12 protein-coding genes and 1 pseudogene are annotated in these 18,318 nt (G+C 43.3%); 3 read left to right on the top strand and 10 right to left on the bottom strand.

Going from position 1 to position 18,318, the window contains the following annotated elements; genetic code table 11:
• Positions 1 to 40: 40 nt before the first annotated feature.
• The 3 genes from KUV50_RS13250 to KUV50_RS13240 are packed head-to-tail and all read right to left on the bottom strand — an operon-like array spanning position 41 to position 6,390.
• Positions 41 to 1,792 (bottom strand): RagB/SusD family nutrient uptake outer membrane protein, encoded by a 1,752-nt coding sequence (locus KUV50_RS13250; protein ID WP_222580650.1) that lies wholly within the window; start codon positions 1,790 to 1,792, stop codon positions 41 to 43.
• A gap of 22 nt (positions 1,793 to 1,814) precedes the next feature.
• A complete protein-coding gene (locus KUV50_RS13245; protein ID WP_222580649.1) occupies positions 1,815 to 5,348 on the bottom strand; it encodes a SusC/RagA family TonB-linked outer membrane protein in 3,534 nt (1,177 codons plus the stop codon).
• Between the two features lie 40 nt (positions 5,349 to 5,388).
• Positions 5,389 to 6,390, bottom strand: coding sequence for a FecR family protein (locus KUV50_RS13240; protein WP_222580648.1), 1,002 nt, complete (start codon positions 6,388 to 6,390; stop codon positions 5,389 to 5,391).
• Between the two features lie 170 nt (positions 6,391 to 6,560).
• On the opposite strand from KUV50_RS13240, the gene KUV50_RS13235 reads away from it, so the two are divergent.
• The gene (locus KUV50_RS13235) at positions 6,561 to 7,124 is read left to right on the top strand and encodes an RNA polymerase sigma factor (protein ID WP_222580647.1); all 564 of its coding nucleotides are present in this window, start codon (positions 6,561 to 6,563) and stop codon (positions 7,122 to 7,124) included.
• 21 nt (positions 7,125 to 7,145) lie between these two features.
• Here the strand turns inward: KUV50_RS13235 and KUV50_RS13230 are convergent, their stop codons facing one another.
• Both KUV50_RS13230 and KUV50_RS13225 read right to left on the bottom strand, forming a co-directional pair.
• Positions 7,146 to 7,751, bottom strand: a complete 606-nt coding sequence (locus tag KUV50_RS13230) for a 2OG-Fe(II) oxygenase (RefSeq protein WP_222580646.1) — start codon at positions 7,749 to 7,751, stop codon at positions 7,146 to 7,148.
• A gap of 967 nt (positions 7,752 to 8,718) precedes the next feature.
• Complete coding sequence (locus KUV50_RS13225; RefSeq protein ID WP_222580645.1) at positions 8,719 to 9,726, bottom strand: Gfo/Idh/MocA family protein; 1,008 nt, start codon at positions 9,724 to 9,726, stop codon at positions 8,719 to 8,721.
• A gap of 731 nt (positions 9,727 to 10,457) precedes the next feature.
• Between KUV50_RS13225 and KUV50_RS13220 the strand changes: the two genes are divergently transcribed.
• Together KUV50_RS13220 and KUV50_RS13210 are read left to right on the top strand one after the other, a co-directional pair.
• Entirely contained in the window at positions 10,458 to 11,117 is a 660-nt protein-coding gene (locus tag KUV50_RS13220) for a hypothetical protein (RefSeq protein ID WP_222580644.1), read from the top strand.
• A 56-nt stretch (positions 11,118 to 11,173) separates the two neighbouring features.
• Positions 11,174 to 12,627, top strand: a pseudogene (locus KUV50_RS13210) (glycosyltransferase family 2 protein).
• A 90-nt stretch (positions 12,628 to 12,717) separates the two neighbouring features.
• Here KUV50_RS13210 and KUV50_RS13205 read toward each other — a convergent pair.
• The 5 genes from KUV50_RS13205 to KUV50_RS13185 form a co-directional block, all read right to left on the bottom strand.
• Complete coding sequence (locus KUV50_RS13205; RefSeq protein WP_222580641.1) at positions 12,718 to 13,905, bottom strand: hypothetical protein; 1,188 nt, start codon at positions 13,903 to 13,905, stop codon at positions 12,718 to 12,720.
• Complete coding sequence (locus KUV50_RS13200; protein WP_222580640.1) at positions 13,802 to 14,476, bottom strand: DUF5916 domain-containing protein; 675 nt, start codon at positions 14,474 to 14,476, stop codon at positions 13,802 to 13,804. Before KUV50_RS13200 ends, KUV50_RS13205 begins: the two co-directional genes overlap by 104 nt.
• Positions 14,418 to 15,449, bottom strand: coding sequence for a neutral/alkaline non-lysosomal ceramidase N-terminal domain-containing protein (locus KUV50_RS13195; protein WP_222580639.1), 1,032 nt, complete (start codon positions 15,447 to 15,449; stop codon positions 14,418 to 14,420). Before KUV50_RS13195 ends, KUV50_RS13200 begins: the two co-directional genes overlap by 59 nt.
• Before the next feature lie 75 nt (positions 15,450 to 15,524).
• Positions 15,525 to 16,331 carry a DUF1080 domain-containing protein gene (locus tag KUV50_RS13190; protein ID WP_222580638.1) on the bottom strand — a complete coding sequence of 269 codons (807 nt, stop codon included), beginning with the start codon at positions 16,329 to 16,331 and terminating at the stop codon, positions 15,525 to 15,527.
• 122 nt (positions 16,332 to 16,453) lie between these two features.
• Positions 16,454 to 17,887: a hypothetical protein gene (locus KUV50_RS13185; protein ID WP_222580637.1), complete on the bottom strand. Its 1,434-nt coding sequence runs from the start codon at positions 17,885 to 17,887 to the stop codon at positions 16,454 to 16,456.
• Between the last annotated feature and the right edge of the window lie 431 nt (positions 17,888 to 18,318).

Genomic DNA, 18,318 nt, shown 5'->3' with positions numbered 1-18,318 from the left:
AATGTGTTTTTAAATAATTCTATAAAAAACATTCAAGATACTAATACCCCGGATTTTGGACATAAGCTCCTTCTGAAAGGTTGACTTGAGCTTGTGGGATGGGTCTGAATTCATCTCTGCCTGAGGTGAAATCAGCAATTTCAAGCCAAGATCTCCGTTTCTTTTCTTCAGCAAAGTACGTGTCCATGGTTTCTTCAGCAATCCCCCACCGAACCAGGTCAAAAAACCGACGCCCCTCCATAGCAAACTCCAGCCTTCTTTCCCACCGAAGCGCCTTCCGTGCAAAATCCTGGGTCCATTTGACATTGACCCCATCTTCATACAGGCCAATCTGATAATCCAGGGTAGGCGTGCCATTTTCAAAAACTAGTTTTGCCGTACTTTGACCTGCTCTTTTCCGAACATCGTTAATGATCGACAGTGCTTCCTTTTCCCGACCCAGTTCGATTAATATCTCGGCTTTCCACAACAATACCTCATCATAGCGCACTTCTGCCTGATCCTTGGAGTTGAACATCCAAAACAAATCCACCAACCCCGGACTATCTGTCCGTACATTTTCCTTCATGGAGTGAAAGTACCCATATACGGCAGATTGCCGGCTGGCGGTACTATCGAATAACACAGGATTGCTTTGATTTTGATATTTCCACGGCAGACCCGGAATGGCAACTGTATGTCCTATTCGGGGGTCGAAACTATTTTCACCCTTAAAAAACCGGGGGTTATTGTTCGCCGACTGGTCATTGAATGTTTCAAACAAAGGCAACCCATTCTCATCGACCTTGAAAGCATTGACCATATTGTAAGATGGTTTATGAAAATCACAGCAACTAAAGTAAGGTGACCACCACGGTGCCGTCAATGAATTTCCCGCATTGAGATTACCATAGGGCGTTCCATCGTCTACAGAGAATTGCAATGCCCAGATCACTTCCGGCGAAAATGTATTGTACATGAAGTTCAGCGAAAAATCAGGGGCCAGGCTATACAGACCACTGTTGATAATATCATCAGTTTGCTGGAGTGCTTCTTCCAATCTGCTTTTGTTCACATTCACGACTTTGTTGTCCATATCCTGTTCGTAAGCCATCCACATCAGAGCATGAACCAGGTACGCTTTGGCGCCATACTTATTAATCCGCCCTACATCATTTTGCTTCTCAGGCAAGTTTTCAGAAGCAAACTTAAAGTCCTCATAAATTTTCTGCCAGATTTCCAAATCGTTCGTGGCACCATCCGGCCGATTGGGGATTTTCTTAATTTCTTGTGGGCTCAGTCCATCGGTGATATAAGGAATCCACTTGTAATTCATCTTCAGCTTAAAATGCAACCAACCTCTCAAAAATCTCATTTCTGCGATACGGGTTTGTTTCAGAGCAAAGTCCTCATCGTTAATTTCTTTCAACTTTGAAATCGCTGTATTTGCTCTGGATATGCCATAGTATCCATTTTTCCATACCCCATTGTTGTTGTTGACGCTGGGAGAAACCAATGAAAACACTTCCATCTGATACCAAGAAGACTGATCATCCAGTCCACCACCTCCTTTGTAGGCATCGTCCGATCGTACGCTGGCGATCCAGGGGTTCAAGGATTTAAGCTCTTCACAACAGGGCCTTTTTTTCTGGATAAACGAGTATGCCGCAATGACCAAACCTTCTACATTTTCTATTTTGCCGACAAACTCATCCGTGAGCACGCCTTTCGGTTTGATATCAAGGTAGTCCTGACAACTCAGAATAATGGCAAGAAGAACGATATACACGGCAGACTTTAATAAGGTATTCATATCTATATATTTTGGTATGGTTCTAGAATGTGATGTTAACTCCGGTGGAAAATATTTGTGGTCTCATATATGGATTGGAGTATTCACTCCCTTTGGTGGCTGTTTCCGGGTAGTGCCCTGTAAAGACATGGTCACCCCACCAGCGTTTAATGTTGATCATATTCTGGGCACTAATGTACAGTCGGCAGTTTTGGGCCCGGATTTTACGGAGGATCCCAGCGGGTAGATCATATCCAAGCTCGATATCTCTTAACTTCAAATAATCTCCATACTCCAAATAGTACGAAGATAGTCTCCGCTCGTCATTTGCATTGGATAAGGACAATGCCGGTATATCGGAATCCGGATTGTCCGGTGACCAGGCGTCCAGTACACGCACTTCATGATTAAATCCAGCCTGAGTCCATACATTCCAAAAATCACTGTAGGTCTTCCAGTCGTTTCGCACTAAACCGCCAGCTACTCCCTGCCAGAACATGGATAAACTAAAATTCTTGTAACCGAACTTAAAGTCAAACCCATACATTAATTTTGGATCACTGCTACCCAACCACTTTCGATCATCCTGCCAGGTGATCTGACCATCATTGTTCAGGTCTTTGTATCGAATTCGTCCGATGCCTTTTCCTCTTTGAGTAGCATGCTGTTCCACCTCTTGCTCACTTTTAAAGATACCGTCTGCTACAAATCCATAAAAAGATCGCAACGGAAGCCCTTGAATATCCTCGTCCACCCCATTGCCGCCATACGCGAACCGAACTTCTTCGGGCAAATTATCGATTCGGTTTTTATTGGAGCTCAGATTTAGTCCAATGGAATAATTAAATGCCTTATTGGGATCGTTCGCATAAGATATCAGAAACTCCACACCTTGATTGGACATATCTGCTGCATTGTACCATTGGCCGGCTCCCTCTCCGGATGCTCCCAAAAAAGGTGGAAAAAAGAGCATCCCGGTAGTAATCTTGTGGTATATGTCCAGTGATCCAGACAACCGGCCATCGAACATCCCATAATCCAGTCCCACCGTAATCTGTTCGGTTTCCTCCCACTTCAAGTCTTCATTTCCGGTTTGTATTCTACGATACCCGGATGCCAATTGACCATTTTCCTGACCTTTTATGGCATACGCTGTCTCAAAGTAATCCGAATCATAATAATTAAATCGAGCGGTAGAAGGAATATTAGAATTCCCATTTATCCCCCAACTTGCGCGAATCTTTAATTCTGATAAAGCAGTAATATCATCAAAGAATGTTTCATCACTAATTCGCCAGCCCAGGCTAAGGGCCGGAAACAAAGCATACCTGTTATTGGCACCAAATACGGAAGAACCATCATAGCGCATCGTGGCCGACAACAAATACTTTGACTTATAATTGTAGTTTAACTTGGAAAAGTAGGAGATCATAGACAGTTCATTTCCACTGCCTCCAGCCGACAGGTTCCCGGTGGCAGAATTCAGATAAGCAAAATCCCGGTCCTCCAACTGGATATCCAATCGGGTTGCAGCAAAATTCTCTGATTTGTGTTTGAACATCTCAATTCCACCCAATACCGAAAAATTATGATCCTGAATGATGGAAAAATCGTAATTAGCCGTATTCGTAAAGGTGAAATTCATGCTATTTCCGTAGTAATTATTGATGCCATTTCTGATGTCCCGCTTCCCGCCACCTTCTTCCCAGGTATAATTTATATGTCTGAAATAGCCTCTGGAATAATTCAAACCCACCTGTGTTTTCAAAACCAAACCCTCTAAGGGATTCAGTTCTGCAAAAACACTACCCATCAGTTTAGAATCTCTGTTTTTATTGTCTTTATTGATCGTCAATTCCCGCACCGGGTTATTGTAATCATCCATCCCGTAAGCATAGGCTGTCCCACCCCATTCTCCATCATTGGTATACACCGGCACGATGGGTGGCATGATCAGCATGTTTCGAATTGAACTGTTGACACCACCGCGATACACTTTATGGGAAACGGAGATGTTCTCGCCGACCCTCAAAAGTCCATCAATCAGATTGTAATCTGAATTTAGACGCAGGGTATATCTTTTCAGACCACTATGGATAACCGTTCCATCATTTTGAAAATAATTGACGGAAAACAACGATCTGGATTTTTCAGATCCGGAAGTGATGGAAAGTTGGTGCTGTTGACGAAATCCATTCTGCAACACCTCGTCAAACCAGTCTGTGTCTGCCGATGGCATTGTTTCTTCTCTATTGAGCCATTTTCTGGGGAAAACGGCGTGCAATTGAGGATTTCCATCCGCATCCCGATCCCAATCATAGGTATAGAGCAAGGTTTGGCTTCCAGGATCCAAACCATCATTAATGGCTGCTCTCCAAAAAGCCTCTCCATACTGGATGGTATTCATCATCTGAGGGCGGTGCATGATGGTGGAATAACCTGCAGAACCCTGATATTCTACATTGGTTTTTCCAACTCGCCCCTTTTTAGTTTCGATCAAAATAACTCCGCTGGCAGCTCTGGAACCATAAATACTGGCTGATGATGCGTCTTTAAGAATCTGGATCGATGCAATATCTGCTGAGTTGATGTCGCTCAGGTTGAGCTGGGTAGGCATCCCGTCTAATACGATGAGTGGCGGATTTGCATTCACAGAAGTAATACCCCGGATTCTTACGCCAGCCCGCCCCGTGGGATCTCCATCTGCCGTGATATACATGCCCGGTACTTTACCCTGCAATGCTTTTAACACATTGGTGTATTGATTATTCTTGATTTCTTCCGAGGACACCACAGACACCGAACCGGTCAGGTCTGCTTTTTTAATCGTACTGTAACCTACGACGATTAATTCATCCAATAGATGGGTGTCTGATAAAAGCGTAATCTCAATCAACGGCTTCCCGGCCACCGGTACTTCCTTCGTCTGATAACCTACATAAGAGACGACCAAAATGGCTTTTTCGTCCACATCATCCAGAACAAATCTTCCTTCAAAATCTGTTGCCGTACCTTTATTAGTTCCTTTCACCAACACATTGACGCCAATCAAAGGCTGACCATCCTGATCTACAATCCGCCCTTCCACCGAGAATGAAAAGGGGGCGATCTCATGATTCATTTGCCGAGGAATAAGTCTTTGCACTACGCTCGACCGACGTTTTTGCTTTTCTTCGCTGGCTTTTTCTCCTTCACTGATCAATCCATCCAGATGATGAGACATTTGACGCAGTGATTCGAGGCCTTCCACATCATCCTTGTAGATTATGACATACCGGGTTTGGATGATGCGATACTTCAGACTGGTCGCTTGCAGAACAAACTCCACGGCATTCTCCACGGTATTGAAATTTCGAAAAGATTCATCTACCATAATTCCTTCCACAAGCTTGAGATCAAAGGTGAAAAACACCTCAAATCGGACACTGATTTCTTTGATAGCTTCCACAAATGTGATTTCATCGGCGGGGTAGCTTTCCGATGCCACACCGGGTCCTCCTGATTTCCCTTCTACAGAAAACAAAATCAGAATGAAGAGTAAGAGTACATTTAAACTGGTTTTCATCTTTTTTTTCATGGTGCGGTTATTTAAGTTTTATCTCGGCAATTACTTTGGATTAATCATCATTTCTGACAAACAACTGGTCTCCCTGCTCTTCGATATTTACATCCAGAGCCAATTCAAGGGCTTCTTTGACAACCGGCCAGTCTTTATACGGAATCCCTGTGAACATGCGTCGCGTCAATAAGCTGCTGTCCCTGGTTATCAATGTTTTTCCATATTGATCCTCGATCTCTTTGAACATTTCTTCTACGGTGACGTCTTCAAAACGAAGTACCCCATCCAGCCAATTCGCAGATTCAGCAATGGTTTCCACTTTGTCTCTGTGCAGGACATTGTCCACAGATGAAAAGTTTATCCGATCGCCAGGCTCCATTTTAAGAGCACTGTGCTCAACGCGGTTCAGATCCAGCTCTATACGGCCTGACTCGAGGGTCACATCGGTATGTTTTCGTCGGGAAGACACATTGAAGGTGGTACCCAGAACCTTGACCTTCAAGTCCTTGGTCTCAACTGTAAAGGGTATTTGGTCCGTGGTATGCGCTACATCAAAGAAGGCTTCACCATCCAGTGTGATATACCGTTCACCCGTGGTTCGCCAGTCTTCCTGCCATCGGAGCGAAGAGTTGGCATTGAGCGTGACCAGGCTACCATCAGACAGTTCGATATCCTGGGTTTGACCATAGGCGGTTTGATAAATGATCTCCTCTGACTGATTGAATTGAAATACAGCGAACGTGATCAATAATAACACCGCCGCGGAAGCAGCATAAGTTAAAATGTTTGTATTGCGTCTACGACCAAACCACATGGAAATCACCTTGGGATTCCGGGATTTTTTACGGTCTCGACCGAACCCACTTTTAAATTCCTGCCAATTCCGGGGTTTCGCATCTGCAGACCAATTATTTTCTTCCCACAAGATCGTCATGTAATGCCTTAATTGTCGATCATTGTTCTCATCCGCTACCCATTTCATCAAATCTTGATAATCATTTTCTGAAATCGTATGATTCAGAAACTGCTTGTATAACTCATAATAGCGCTCTTTACTCACTTAATTTATTTGATTTTGTACATGATAAATTCTGATGTCTATCCACTTTCGCCATTTAGCAACAGCAGGAACTTCAATATCAAGTCGGGAAATTCTCCAAACAGGACTAGTTATTTTTAAATTTATTTTAATTTTTTTGTAACATTGGGGTCGTTAAGCGTTAAAAGATCATGGCAAAACCCAAAAAGTCAACCTCGGATAATCGGGCTCCTTCAATGGATGACGTTTTCAATGAATACTACACACAGGTTTTCGGCTTCGCTTTTAAAAACTTAAAGTCCAGATCATTATCAGAAGATGTTGTGCAAGAGGTGTTTTTTGTAATGTGCCAAAAAGATCTGTCTAAAATTCAAAATATTCGTTCGTACATCTTTCAAATCACCCATCATAAGGTTATTGACCTATTGCGTCAACGTGCGAAAAACCAGCAACTGAGAAAAGAAATGTGGAATGTAATCTCGGAAAAACAGCAAGCCGCTGATCAGGAACTGCTCGAAAAGGAATATTTTGAAAGTTTGGAAAAAGCTAAATCCTGTCTGACCCCACAACAAAAAATTATTTTTGAGCTCAGCCGACGAGAAGGCTTGTCGCACCGAAAGATAGCAGAACAGCTCAACCTTTCACCCAATACGGTTAAAAATCATATGGTTTCAGCTCTAAAGACCCTTCGGGAGTATCTGCAGATTAACTCCGATGTCGTGATATCGATACTGATGTCCGTTCTTCTATTTTAGAGCTGACCAACAAAAAACGTCTTACTCACTTTTCAACCAACCGGCAATACTGATTCGTGATCGCCCAGGAGCTTGCCTGACTTCATGCTCCAGCTCATCACTTCTAAAAAAGACCGCCCTTCCACCCTTAGGAAGTACATTGACCACCTGGTCATCCAGATAAAGGCACAAGTTGCCCCCATCCGATTCTGACCAATCTTCGTTTAAGTATATAACGAGCGAGAATTTTCGGCCGGAATGACTTTTAAATTGATCCAGGTGCCTTTTGTAAAAACTACCGGCTTCATAATAGGCGTAGTGGAATTCAAATTGGTTAATCTGCGTGTAGCACGTTCTATTCAGATATTGAATGAATGCATTAATCTTTTCCAAGAATTCGATTTCATAGCCCTGTTCTGTATCTTCTTCGATCCATCGAATAACATCACCCCGTGTTTTGAAATTCTTCTTAAAATCGAGACGTCGGCCAATACCAGCTGGATGCATCCCACCTTTCGCATGATAAGCATGCAAATTATCCCGAAGTCCTTGCAACATCTCTCCATTCAAAAAATCATCACATATTCCGTATTTACGGTCGATCATCTCCGTAATCAAGTGTTCAAATTGCTGCTCTTCTTTTTTCATAGGTTAAATTGACAGCAAGTTACATGAAAAAGAAATAGAAATAAGAAAAATTAATAGGCTTGATAAACCAGTGATTATGAAACCTACCCTTACCCTATGTTTCCATTTCAGATGAAGACCAGAAATTCATGTACACTAGTGTTCGGAATCATAAATAATGTATAGGTATTATCTAGCGCTTCTATCCCCAGCTTCTCCTTGTTTAGCGCAAATAAAAGGTTTATTGGAACTTGATTCAATAGACTTCGGAGAGGTCATAACTATGTTAGTAGATGGTTTTGCAGTATTCTTCGACTTCGGAGAAGTCGCAATGTCTAAGCATACATTACGACCTCTCTGAGGTCGATATTTTGACAATAACTGGTGCTACTATACTTGGACCTGCGCTGCAGGTCTGCTTAGAATCTACATATAAAGGGCTAAGCACGTACCCCAACTTTTCAGAGATTTTTAGTGAGAAGTACATCTTACACTTATTTCCATCCAATAACAAATGCTCCTAATACTACAAAAAAACTACAACGGTCATTCTTTACATCCCAAGCCAGAAAACAATCTGATAAACCCTTTTACTTTTGAATTGAATCTTGAAAACCAGAATGAAGTTGCTTGAACCTTTGTTAATAATCAGTAAGAAAGTATATTCTGTATTATTAATTTTGGCGTACTGATTTTGCATGTTACTCAATAGGAACATCTTCAATTTTTTCAATTTGCAACCCCACAGAACCAACTACTGTAGTGACGTCCTTTTGAAGTCGATGGTCTCCCTGACAGCTACAAAGAATAATTAAAAGAAATGGTGAAATGCTGAAATTTTGATTTCATTTCAATAAAACTTAATGGCTTTGTGAAATATAGTTATTAATTAATTTATTTAAATAATAAATTACAACTTTAGCATTTTCACCGGAATGCAGGATAGCAATAAATTTTTGATGTTATTTAACATTTATTAGCAAAAATGTCAGACACCGTATTCAGTAGACCTGCTTACACTTCTTGCCATCGCGTCCATCACCTCCATGCCACGAATAGCATCTTCTATTGAGCACGGATTCTCGGATGCACCAAGAAAATACTGCACCGTCGCCTCGATCATAGGCTGCTGAACATGTGGGAGCGGTGGAAAAACAAAATTTTCTGTACCAGCCGGGGTAGTGAGAAAAACCTGATCACCAAAAAATGAGAAGGTGATAGAGCCTTTGCTTCCATAAATGGTACACCGGTCCAGTTTATCGGACTCGGATACATTAAAAGCCCAAACACCACGAAACTGGATATTGTCCTTGAATTTCATAATACCATTAACGAGATCGTTGGCCGGGTAAACGCCCTGCTGATTCACGCCAAAGCCTTTGACCTTCGCTGGCACACCAAACCAGGACAACATCAGATCAATCTGATGAGGTGCCAGATCGTAAAAGTATCCGCCCCCTGATATTTCAGGATTGATCCGCCAATTATCGCTGGCGGAGGCAATAATATCGGCTTTACTGGACTGCAGAATCTGGATATCAATCAATCGCGCCTCTCCAATAACCTTTGATTTCAACAACTCTTCGACCTGAAGGAAGGCCGGCATCTTCCGGCGGTAGTGCGCCACAGTGAGTTTGACCGACGTACCCGCTAAAGCTTTTAGGATTTCACACCCCTCCGTGGAGCTCCGTGCAAGTGGTTTCTCGAGATAAATGTTCTTACCGGCTTTGATCGCTTTGAGGGCATACTCTGCATGACTGGACGGGGGGGTCGCAATATATACCGCATTGATTTCCGGATTGTGCAACAATTCATCTGCGTCATCATACCAATGCTTCACCTGATGGCGCTTAGCAAAATCTTTGGCTTTCGCTCCATTCCGGCGCATTACAGCGACCAATGTAGAATGCGGTATTTTATTAAAGGCGGGTCCGCTTTTCACTTCAGCGACGTCACCGCAACCGATAATCCCCCACTGAACCGTTTTATTATTCATGCTAAGCTTGTTGTTTGATGATGATTCACTTACACATGGGCAAGGTAATCAAAGGATGTGGGTTTTGGATGCTAATTACGAATTGCTATATATTAATTCAAACATCCTATACTATCCCAACACCTAAGTTTATTATACATGCTTTCCGATTACCTTGTATAGCCATCACTAATTGGCTATAATAACATTTTCAAAGAATTTTAATTTATCACTATACATATTTTCTATCGAAACATCTATCTATATATAGCTATAAATCAATGCGTTATGTGATATTAGTGTTAACACTTTATTAGTTATAGCTGTTCAATTTTCATTTTTTATTAGCATAATTCAATAAATATGATTATATTCATATCCTCTAAACCGCTGAATAGCTAATCTCCATTTCGATTAATTTATTATTGCATAATAATAACCTCTTCCCGCATGGAATGGCTGAAGTTGTCATATCTAAGATTAAACAAAACTCCGAAGCAACAAAATTGGGCTGCAATTCGACTTTTTATTTCGATGGGCATATTAATCGGCTATGCGTTCTACCCACGTTTACACTGGGAAGCCTGCTCTTTTATCTCCAGTATAAAAGGTCCCGGAAATACTCTTACCTTGTACTGACATTCCTGGGATATGTCTTGAGCCAGATGTCCAAGGAGCAAGCTATCATTTTACCGCTGAATCTTCTATTGATTGATTTTATCCTACACACCTATAAAAGTCAAAATTTTTCATTGAAGATTACCCTTGAGAAGATACCTTTCTTCTTGTTGGCTTTCTTATTCTGGTATTGGTCTGCGCAGAACAATCTTGGTATACTGGAACTGGAAGGCGCTTATTCCTGGGATCAACGTTTCGTATTTGGGAGCTATAGTCTGATCGTGTATGTAATCCGGTTTATATTACCAGTGAACCTACTTTATTTCTACGGCTTCCCCATAGTCACCGGCGAATCGTTGTCGTGGTTTTACTATGGCTACATAATCATTGCGAGCTTCCTTTTGCTTTATATTATTGATCTGTATCGCAATAGAGTTTTTCTGCCGTTTTTTGGCCTGCTATTCTTCGGAATCAACATTCTTCTCGTCCTGCACATTCTCCCTATGCCACGTGCTATGATCACGGCCGACCGGTATATGTATCTAAGTATTATTGGGTTATCAGTCTGGGCGGTCTGGGGAGCAAACCATTTATACCAGGTCGTAAAACAACGAAAATGGCTAAAAAACAACAAGGTGCAACAATACGCTGCGGGCGGACTCATTGGACTCTTTTTGATGGGGTGCGCTATATATTCCAATGTCCTGACTCGTAAATGGGATACTTCGGAGACGATCAAGCGGGAGGTCCGGGAATATCTGCACCCTACTTTAATAAATGAAACCAGTGAATGATGAGAGCGAAATGAAAATACAAAAAGGAGCATAATGGCCAATTGAAATCCACCCATATGTGTGGTCTATATACTGATGCTAGGACTAATAGGAACTTCAAACCTGGTCTAATCTCCATTATCGCCCCTTGTTACAATGAAGAAGAATCCATACAGCGGTTTCTGGAAGAAGTATCAAGAGTGGATTATGCTCCATACCGAAATGAAGTAATCGTTGTCAACGATGCAGTACCGATCGATCCAGAATTATATTGGATGAAATGAAAGATCACTATTCTGAGCTCAAGATCGTTCATTTTTCACGGAACTTTGGGCAGCAGCAAGCATTATTGGCAGGAATTAAAGCCGCGAATGGAGAGGTTTTGGCAACACTCGATGTAGACCTGCAACAGCCGCCTGCTTTAATCCCATCGATGGTCCGGCTTTATGAAAAGGGTTATCAGGTAGTACACGCGATACCTGAATACCACCAGTCAGCAACGTGGTTCAAAAAGCTGACTTCGAAAGCTTATTATAAGTTTATACAGGCTCTGGGGCCGGATCAAGTGGTCTATAAATCCAATGATTTTAGGCTGTTCAGTCATCCGGTCGCAGAGGTAGTCCGTTCATTACCGGAGCAAAGTCTGTATCTACGAGGCATCTTTGCATGGTTGTGTCCATTAAATCAAAGATTAAAGGATGACGAATACAACGATCCCGATACCTGGGCAGCTACCACTCTTAAATACCGGCATCAGTCTCGTCAACATGGGCAGACCAAGTATTCTATACCACGTATGGTAGCACTCGCTTTTGATGGTATGACAGCCATCAGTATTCAACCATTGCGATTTGGATTGTTTTTGGGCATGGGGTCTATTGCATTGGCTATGGCTTTGATCATATGGGCACTCTATATGCATTTAATCGTCGGTCAAACCGTATCCGGTTGGACCTCCATAATGATAGTGATCCTATTCTTCAGCAGTATCCAGTTTTTACTTATGGGTTTGATGGGAGAATATCTCGGTAAGGTCTTTTTGCAAGTGCGAGGCCGACCGGGATATATTACATCGGATGGAATGAAGCATGGAAACGAAACAAAATTAGCTCCCAAGGCCGGAGCTAAGAAACCTAGACCTAATAATCGGTCCCCAGGTAGCAATACCAGAAAAAAAGAAGGAAGAGACCCTTTAGAGATCTATGATGATATTGATGATAAGGGATGGGCAAATCTCGTTGATGTGGTTGATCAAGCCTCGTATTTGGACTTCAGCTATCGATACGAAGACCATCTCAGAAAATGCTTTTACAACAAAGCAAATGCTCGCCAGTACGTTTTTGATACCTTATCTGTAGGCGGGATAAATTTACACCGTGGTTCCCTGAAAGGCTCTACGCCAGAATGGTTTTGGGGTGAAATAAACGCCAATGAACTATTAAAGGATAACCCGGACCATCCCAAAGTTCAGGCACTGGGGATCGACGAAAATTCGAATCCGGTGATTTTTAAAATTAAACCACTGGAATAGATCCAACAGATATTCCTCCTTCTCCGTTTCGTCCGGAGAGACGAGATGGATTCAGCGGACAAGGCGAGATCTGTCAGACCTGGTGACCTTTCAATTCAGCCAATACGTCATCTTAAAGACCAGCGCCCTATTCCGGGATTCCATTCCATCGATGGTATAATTATCCGTATATACGAGAAAAATATCCGACACGGGCTGATACCGCCATTGGAAGCGCATATTGACGTTCACATTATCGATTTGTTCATTGTACTGGACGAACAAGGTCCAGAAAATCTTATCGGTGAAAGTGACATCGAGCTTGGGCCCGACCAGCCAGTAAGTCCTGTGCATGAATGGCTCTGGAAGGTCAATATCGGTATAATTGATATTCATGGAGATATTGACGTAGGGTTGGATCCGGAACCCCACCTGTCCTTCAACATACTGAATATCACCGCTATAAAAACCGCCGGTCCCAGCTTCAACAGCATAGCTATAAGTTCTTTTTGCCGTGGATTGATAACTAGCAATGAATCGGCCAAAGTTGTATTCCGATCCGGCAGGCAGCACGTACGGGCTGTTTTGTGTGGGATCAAAATCACGATCGAGTTGTACAAAACTACGTTCATATCCAAAATTCAATTCGGAGCGATTTCTGAAAGCCACCAAATAGAACAGCGAGTTGTTTTGCTCATTTCGATTCCATTTTGTCGAAAAATAATTTTCGCTGGCCAAAGTCGGCCCATGACTTACGATTCTTCTATTGGGCACAAAGAGCCAGGTCACTGCTGGGCTGATTAGGTTATAACCCGTCCGTCGAATAAATCCGACTTCTGCGTTGTAATTTTCTCCAACAGAAGCTTGCTGAATTTCTGCCTGGATGTTTTTGGCCTTATAGCTGATGCGTGCTCCCTGCGAATACTGCTGATCCGGATTCCCGGGCTGGAAAGAACGGTGATAGTACGCTTTCCCATTCCAAGTATTGTCTTTACTGGCCAGGTTGTAGTCCAGGCCAGCTACCCGGTTGAATAAACTCACCGTATCTGGTTGATTCAGATATTCCTTGTTCACAAAGATAAAACCGACATTGGACCGCGCAAACACTTTCTTCTGAATGGTGGCGACCGAATAATTTCTTGCCAGGTGATCATCCGTTTTCTTGGTTGTCATATTCATCAATCCCACCCGGACATCATTCCCAATTTTCCCGCTCAAACGAGCACCACCCAGCACCGGAGCATCCAATCCAATCCGGCGCGATGTTTGTGATTTGCTGATCCACTTCCACCTGGGCAAAATCCGGATTGTAGGTCAGGTCAAGATTCATCGATGATGAAATGCCAATTTTAGCATCAAATCCAAAATCTGCGGAGTATTTTCCTTCCTTATTTACCACTTTATCCTGGGCATAACTTCCAAAAACATAAGGAATCACGGATAGCTGGGGCCTCGGATGAGGCAGGGGTGCATCAAAGACCAGCGTTCCCGTATGTGCCAGCGAAGCGGTAGGGAATTGCCGGGGTACCGGTGCCCACGCTGACTTTTCGTTCGATTTTAGATCAAGGCGACTAAAATTAATATTCCATTGTGATCCCCCCGCCGGGTATTTGATGGACTTAAATGGAATGCTCATCTCTGACACCCAACGATCCTCATATTGCCGGGTCTCCGAACGCCATTTACAATCCCAGTCCAGGCTGACGCTGGAACCGTTCGCCATGGTACCATCCCACTTAGCCCCCGAAGCCGACACGCCAAAAGAATAACCCGTCGTCTGGTCCAGAAACGGATCGATGAAAACCAGAAAGTTATCGTTGATCCAGGGCCCAGGCCAATTCTTCTGGTGTAAAGTCCTGTAACGGCACATAAACTATTTCCGTTGCGGCCCGGAGGAAAGGTTGCCCGATGGATTTAAAGCTTTCTTCCTGATCACGAAATACGTCTGCCAAGCGGTTCCCTATTTGTTCTGAAGTCAATTGCTTCTTCACCTTTGTGTTATAGTGGTTGAGGTCTCCGCAAGCTCCCTGTCCGTAAAAGGATATAAAACTCTGTCCATACGTACCTTTTAGTGCACTTGATAAATAAGCTGGAAAGTCACCGCTAAATTCGGTACTGCCCTGGGTATCCGTGTGCAATGAAAAATTAACGACACTACCGATTGTCCTTCCCTCCGGATCTGTAATCATCAGCATTCCTACTTCCGGATCAATCGGCCCTGTCGGGAGAATAGCCGCTGGATTTTGAAACCCAGGGTTGGTCTTGACGCGCCCATCGGCCATAAGATAGCGCCGGTTGAAGGAAAGATCCTTAATTTCCCTGCTACCTGTTTTCAGTTGACCAGGGACACTATTCTCTTTGGCCTGAAGAATCACCTTGACAATCCGCAGTCGAAGCCACTGGGCATACTCCATACCATTTATTTGAACATGCTCAAAATCCGGATCACGACGATGTTCGTTGAGTTCCATGATGTCTTCATAGTAGGCTGGTGAAGTATGCGAATGGGTTCCGGCGATCATAATGTTCTGGTAGGAAAGATCTGTTTTGTCGACCACTTCCTGCCGAACATCGGTTGACAAGCTCCGGGAAACCCAAAGCAAATCACATTCCACGATCACAACCTGTTCGTCCCCTTGCCCAAAATAAATGGCCTTCGCAAACAAAGAATCACTGACGCCCGTACTGATCCCCCGATAGTGGGGATAGCCGACAGGCGGCGTAATATTTACTTCGGCCATCCCGATGTACAAATCCTGGGCCGATATTCTCCCGCTCCCCATTACGACACCTACAGTGATGCACAGAATGCGAAAAACAGAAAGAAGATCGACCCGGTTCATATTTCAAAAAGTATTGGTATTATGGAATATTGGTTGGATTTAAAATTATAATCAAGAGCGAAACCGGTTATAAATTTACAAAGGAATCATATCCACTCTGCGAAATATAATCTCCGCCCCTTCTGATTGAATTTGTATTCGCCCCTTGGAAGGCTTCACATCAAAGGTTTGATTCACGATCACATCATTCAATTTCACCGTCAGGGTATCCCCTTTCGCAATACACTCCAGTTTATTCCATTCGCCGACCGGATTCTCCACATCCAGGGGTCCCCGGAAATCGATCACATCTTTCCAGTCGGGAGATCGTCCCCACCAGTTGATCCGGCCGCTGTTAATGGTAACCAACTTGCCGTCAGGTTCATAGACATAGGTACTGCCATGCTTTTTATCAGCGACAGGACTCGTGATCGAGTACTTTTCGCTTTTATCACCGACAACTAAAAAATCACCCGTACCTCCTTCAATAATCTGACATTCGATGGAATACATCCAGGTATCGTTATAATCTCCGTCGGAACCCACTGAATGGAGTAATATCCCATTGTCCCGGGCTCTGTCCAATCGGGGTTCATAGGTATCCCCGCCCCACTTCCATTCGGTAATCAGGTGGTAGTTTTCATACTCTTCCTCTGTGGTGATGCATCCCCAGGTCTCTCCCGTGATGTGTATCATCCCATTTTTCACGGTAAATACATTCTGAGGATCTTTGTTCTTTCCAATCCCTTTGAGCCAGGTATACCATCCATCGAGGTTTTTTCCATTAAACAGTTTGATGGCATTATCATGCAGAGCAGGTTCTTTGGTCGAATCACAGGAAGCAAACAGAAAAAAAAGCGACGCCATTAAAATAGCCATTGGAGTAAAAGTCTTTTGTCTCATTTATTGTGTTTTTTATAAAAAAATATACTCTTATCAAGAGCGTGATAATTCCCGCGCGATACTCGCCCTCCCGGTCTTTCCCTTCCGGGCAAAGTGTTCTCGTCAGGAAAATTATTAAAGTTTTATTTTAATGCGTTCATTAATTCCAGGACCGTGGCTGTTATTTTTTCTGAAGCATTAACTTCCAGAAAGCTGGATCGGGCACGCCAGGTCTCATACCCGCCCCACTCGTGGTGCTGGGGCGTCGGCAAATACCCGTAATATCCATTCGCCAGCTCAATAGTAAACATAGGTTTTATGGGGCTGTTCTCTTTTAGATCCAATCCGATTTCCACAAACACTTCACAAGGTATGGCAGCTATGGCCAGATCACCAATCCGGAATGTCTGCAATATCATATCGACCTTTTCGGGATAATCTTTCATTTTCAGGGTTTCCCGTGCATATACTTCCTCAGAAGTCTTCATGATGGGCCCTTCAGCTGCTGCCACGATCTTCTCTGCCCGCTCGACTTCCGACTGATCGGGCAAACGGACTCCTACGCTGATTTCCTTCTGCGCAGAAGCCAGGGCTACATCATCTCGGTACTCTATATTTTGCAACACCTTATATACCTCTGCGGCCAACACATTCGCCACATAATTCATCTGAACATATTGTCCTTTAGCCGCTTTTGTTTTCCCTGAAAAGTCAATGTTGTTTATATCACCACTTGTTCCATTCGTCATAATAGACACAAAGGGGGTTTGTTGATTTTCAGCCTGTAGCAACTCTTTCATTCGCCGATTAAAAACACCATAGTAATCCGCAGAAATCTCTCCCGGACCAGTACCTCCCACATAATGCAAAGAATAATTTGCCAGCAACGCAATAGGTTCCCCTGATTGTGCAACCACGGAAACCACCGGCACCTCCGGATCAATCGGTCCTGCTGGAACCGTTTTATCCGGATTGTTGACACCCGGGTTCATCCGGACAACATCTTCACCGCCCAGGGGATTTTTCACTGTTATTCCGGGCTTGAGCTTCCAACGCCGGTTGTGAACCTGTGAAGCTTCTTCACCAAATCCCCATCCAATTTTTGCCGGTACCCGATTCTCATACGCCCGAATCAGCGCATCAGCTATGCGTTCCTCCAGAAATGCCAAATAGGCCGGATCCGGATCACTTTGAAACACCGAACACGCTGTTCCGCCGGAATGTGTATGCGTGGCAGACATTAACATGTTCATCGTGGGAATCCCTGTAAACTTGTGCGCCCGCTGCTTTGCCTTGTCCAGTGTCTCCCTGTAAATCATACACAGATCCGACACGACAAACCCCAGCTTGGTCTGTCCATCATCCAGCACTAATGCCCGCGCATGGGTTTCATCGTGAATATTGCGAACTGTCCCGTCCCGGAAATTCCCGTTGATCGAAGTGCCGATGGGGGGTGTAATCACACTCATCGCTGCACCGGCACGAAACTCCCCATCAGGGGGATTTTCTGATTGAGCAATAAGCGAGGTCCAACTTGATAAAAACAGCAACAGGGAAAGACGTAAAGTATTCTTCATGTAGTGTATGTGCAGTTCGTTGATTTTACAATTTGATGGTGCTATACGGTTTTAAAGAGGGAATATAAGCAAAAAATTCATTTGATTCGAAATGTTCCATCAATGTTGTCACAAGCTTTAATCATCGTCGAAAAAACCATAGTTGGCAGGAAAGGGTACATCTATTAAGAATAATACATTCTTATCAGGGTGCGATGGAGTAATCGGGTTTATGTTATTGATTCTTCAGATTCCTATCGCGGCTAAAGTATAATACCGTTGTGATAAGAACAGACATTCCAAATGAGTTACAGATGACAAAAAGTAAGCTATGAGCCTATGCAGAATTTTGTGTATGAATCATAGGGAATCAATAGTTTCAAAAATGATTTATTTTATTCGATCTTCAAAATAAATGTACAATTGGTTATAAATTTTATTCCAGCCACTTC

It is taken from the genome of Membranihabitans marinus, assembly GCF_019802045.1.
Taxonomy (GTDB): domain Bacteria; phylum Bacteroidota; class Bacteroidia; order Chitinophagales; family Saprospiraceae; genus Membranihabitans; species Membranihabitans marinus_A.
The sequence above is the reverse complement of the archived record's forward strand: the minus strand, read 5'-3'. Positions and strand labels throughout refer to the sequence as shown.

Bases quoted from the DNA above. Each gene is read 5' to 3' on its own strand.
- KUV50_RS13250 (WP_222580650.1), bottom strand. From the start codon at position 1,792: ATGAATACCTTATTAAAGTCTGCCGTGTATATCGTTCTTCTTGCCATT.
- KUV50_RS13245 (WP_222580649.1), bottom strand. From the start codon at position 5,348: ATGAAAAAAAAGATGAAAACCAGTTTAAATGTACTCTTACTCTTCATT.
- KUV50_RS13235 (WP_222580647.1), top strand. From the start codon at position 6,561: ATGGCAAAACCCAAAAAGTCAACCTCGGATAATCGGGCTCCTTCAATG.
- KUV50_RS13230 (WP_222580646.1), bottom strand. From the start codon at position 7,751: ATGAAAAAAGAAGAGCAGCAATTTGAACACTTGATTACGGAGATGATC.
- KUV50_RS13225 (WP_222580645.1), bottom strand. From the start codon at position 9,726: ATGAATAATAAAACGGTTCAGTGGGGGATTATCGGTTGCGGTGACGTC.
- KUV50_RS13200 (WP_222580640.1), bottom strand. From the start codon at position 14,476: ATGTGCCGTTACAGGACTTTACACCAGAAGAATTGGCCTGGGCCCTGG.
- KUV50_RS13195 (WP_222580639.1), bottom strand. From the start codon at position 15,449: ATGAACCGGGTCGATCTTCTTTCTGTTTTTCGCATTCTGTGCATCACT.
- KUV50_RS13190 (WP_222580638.1), bottom strand. From the start codon at position 16,331: ATGAGACAAAAGACTTTTACTCCAATGGCTATTTTAATGGCGTCGCTT.
- KUV50_RS13185 (WP_222580637.1), bottom strand. From the start codon at position 17,887: ATGAAGAATACTTTACGTCTTTCCCTGTTGCTGTTTTTATCAAGTTGG.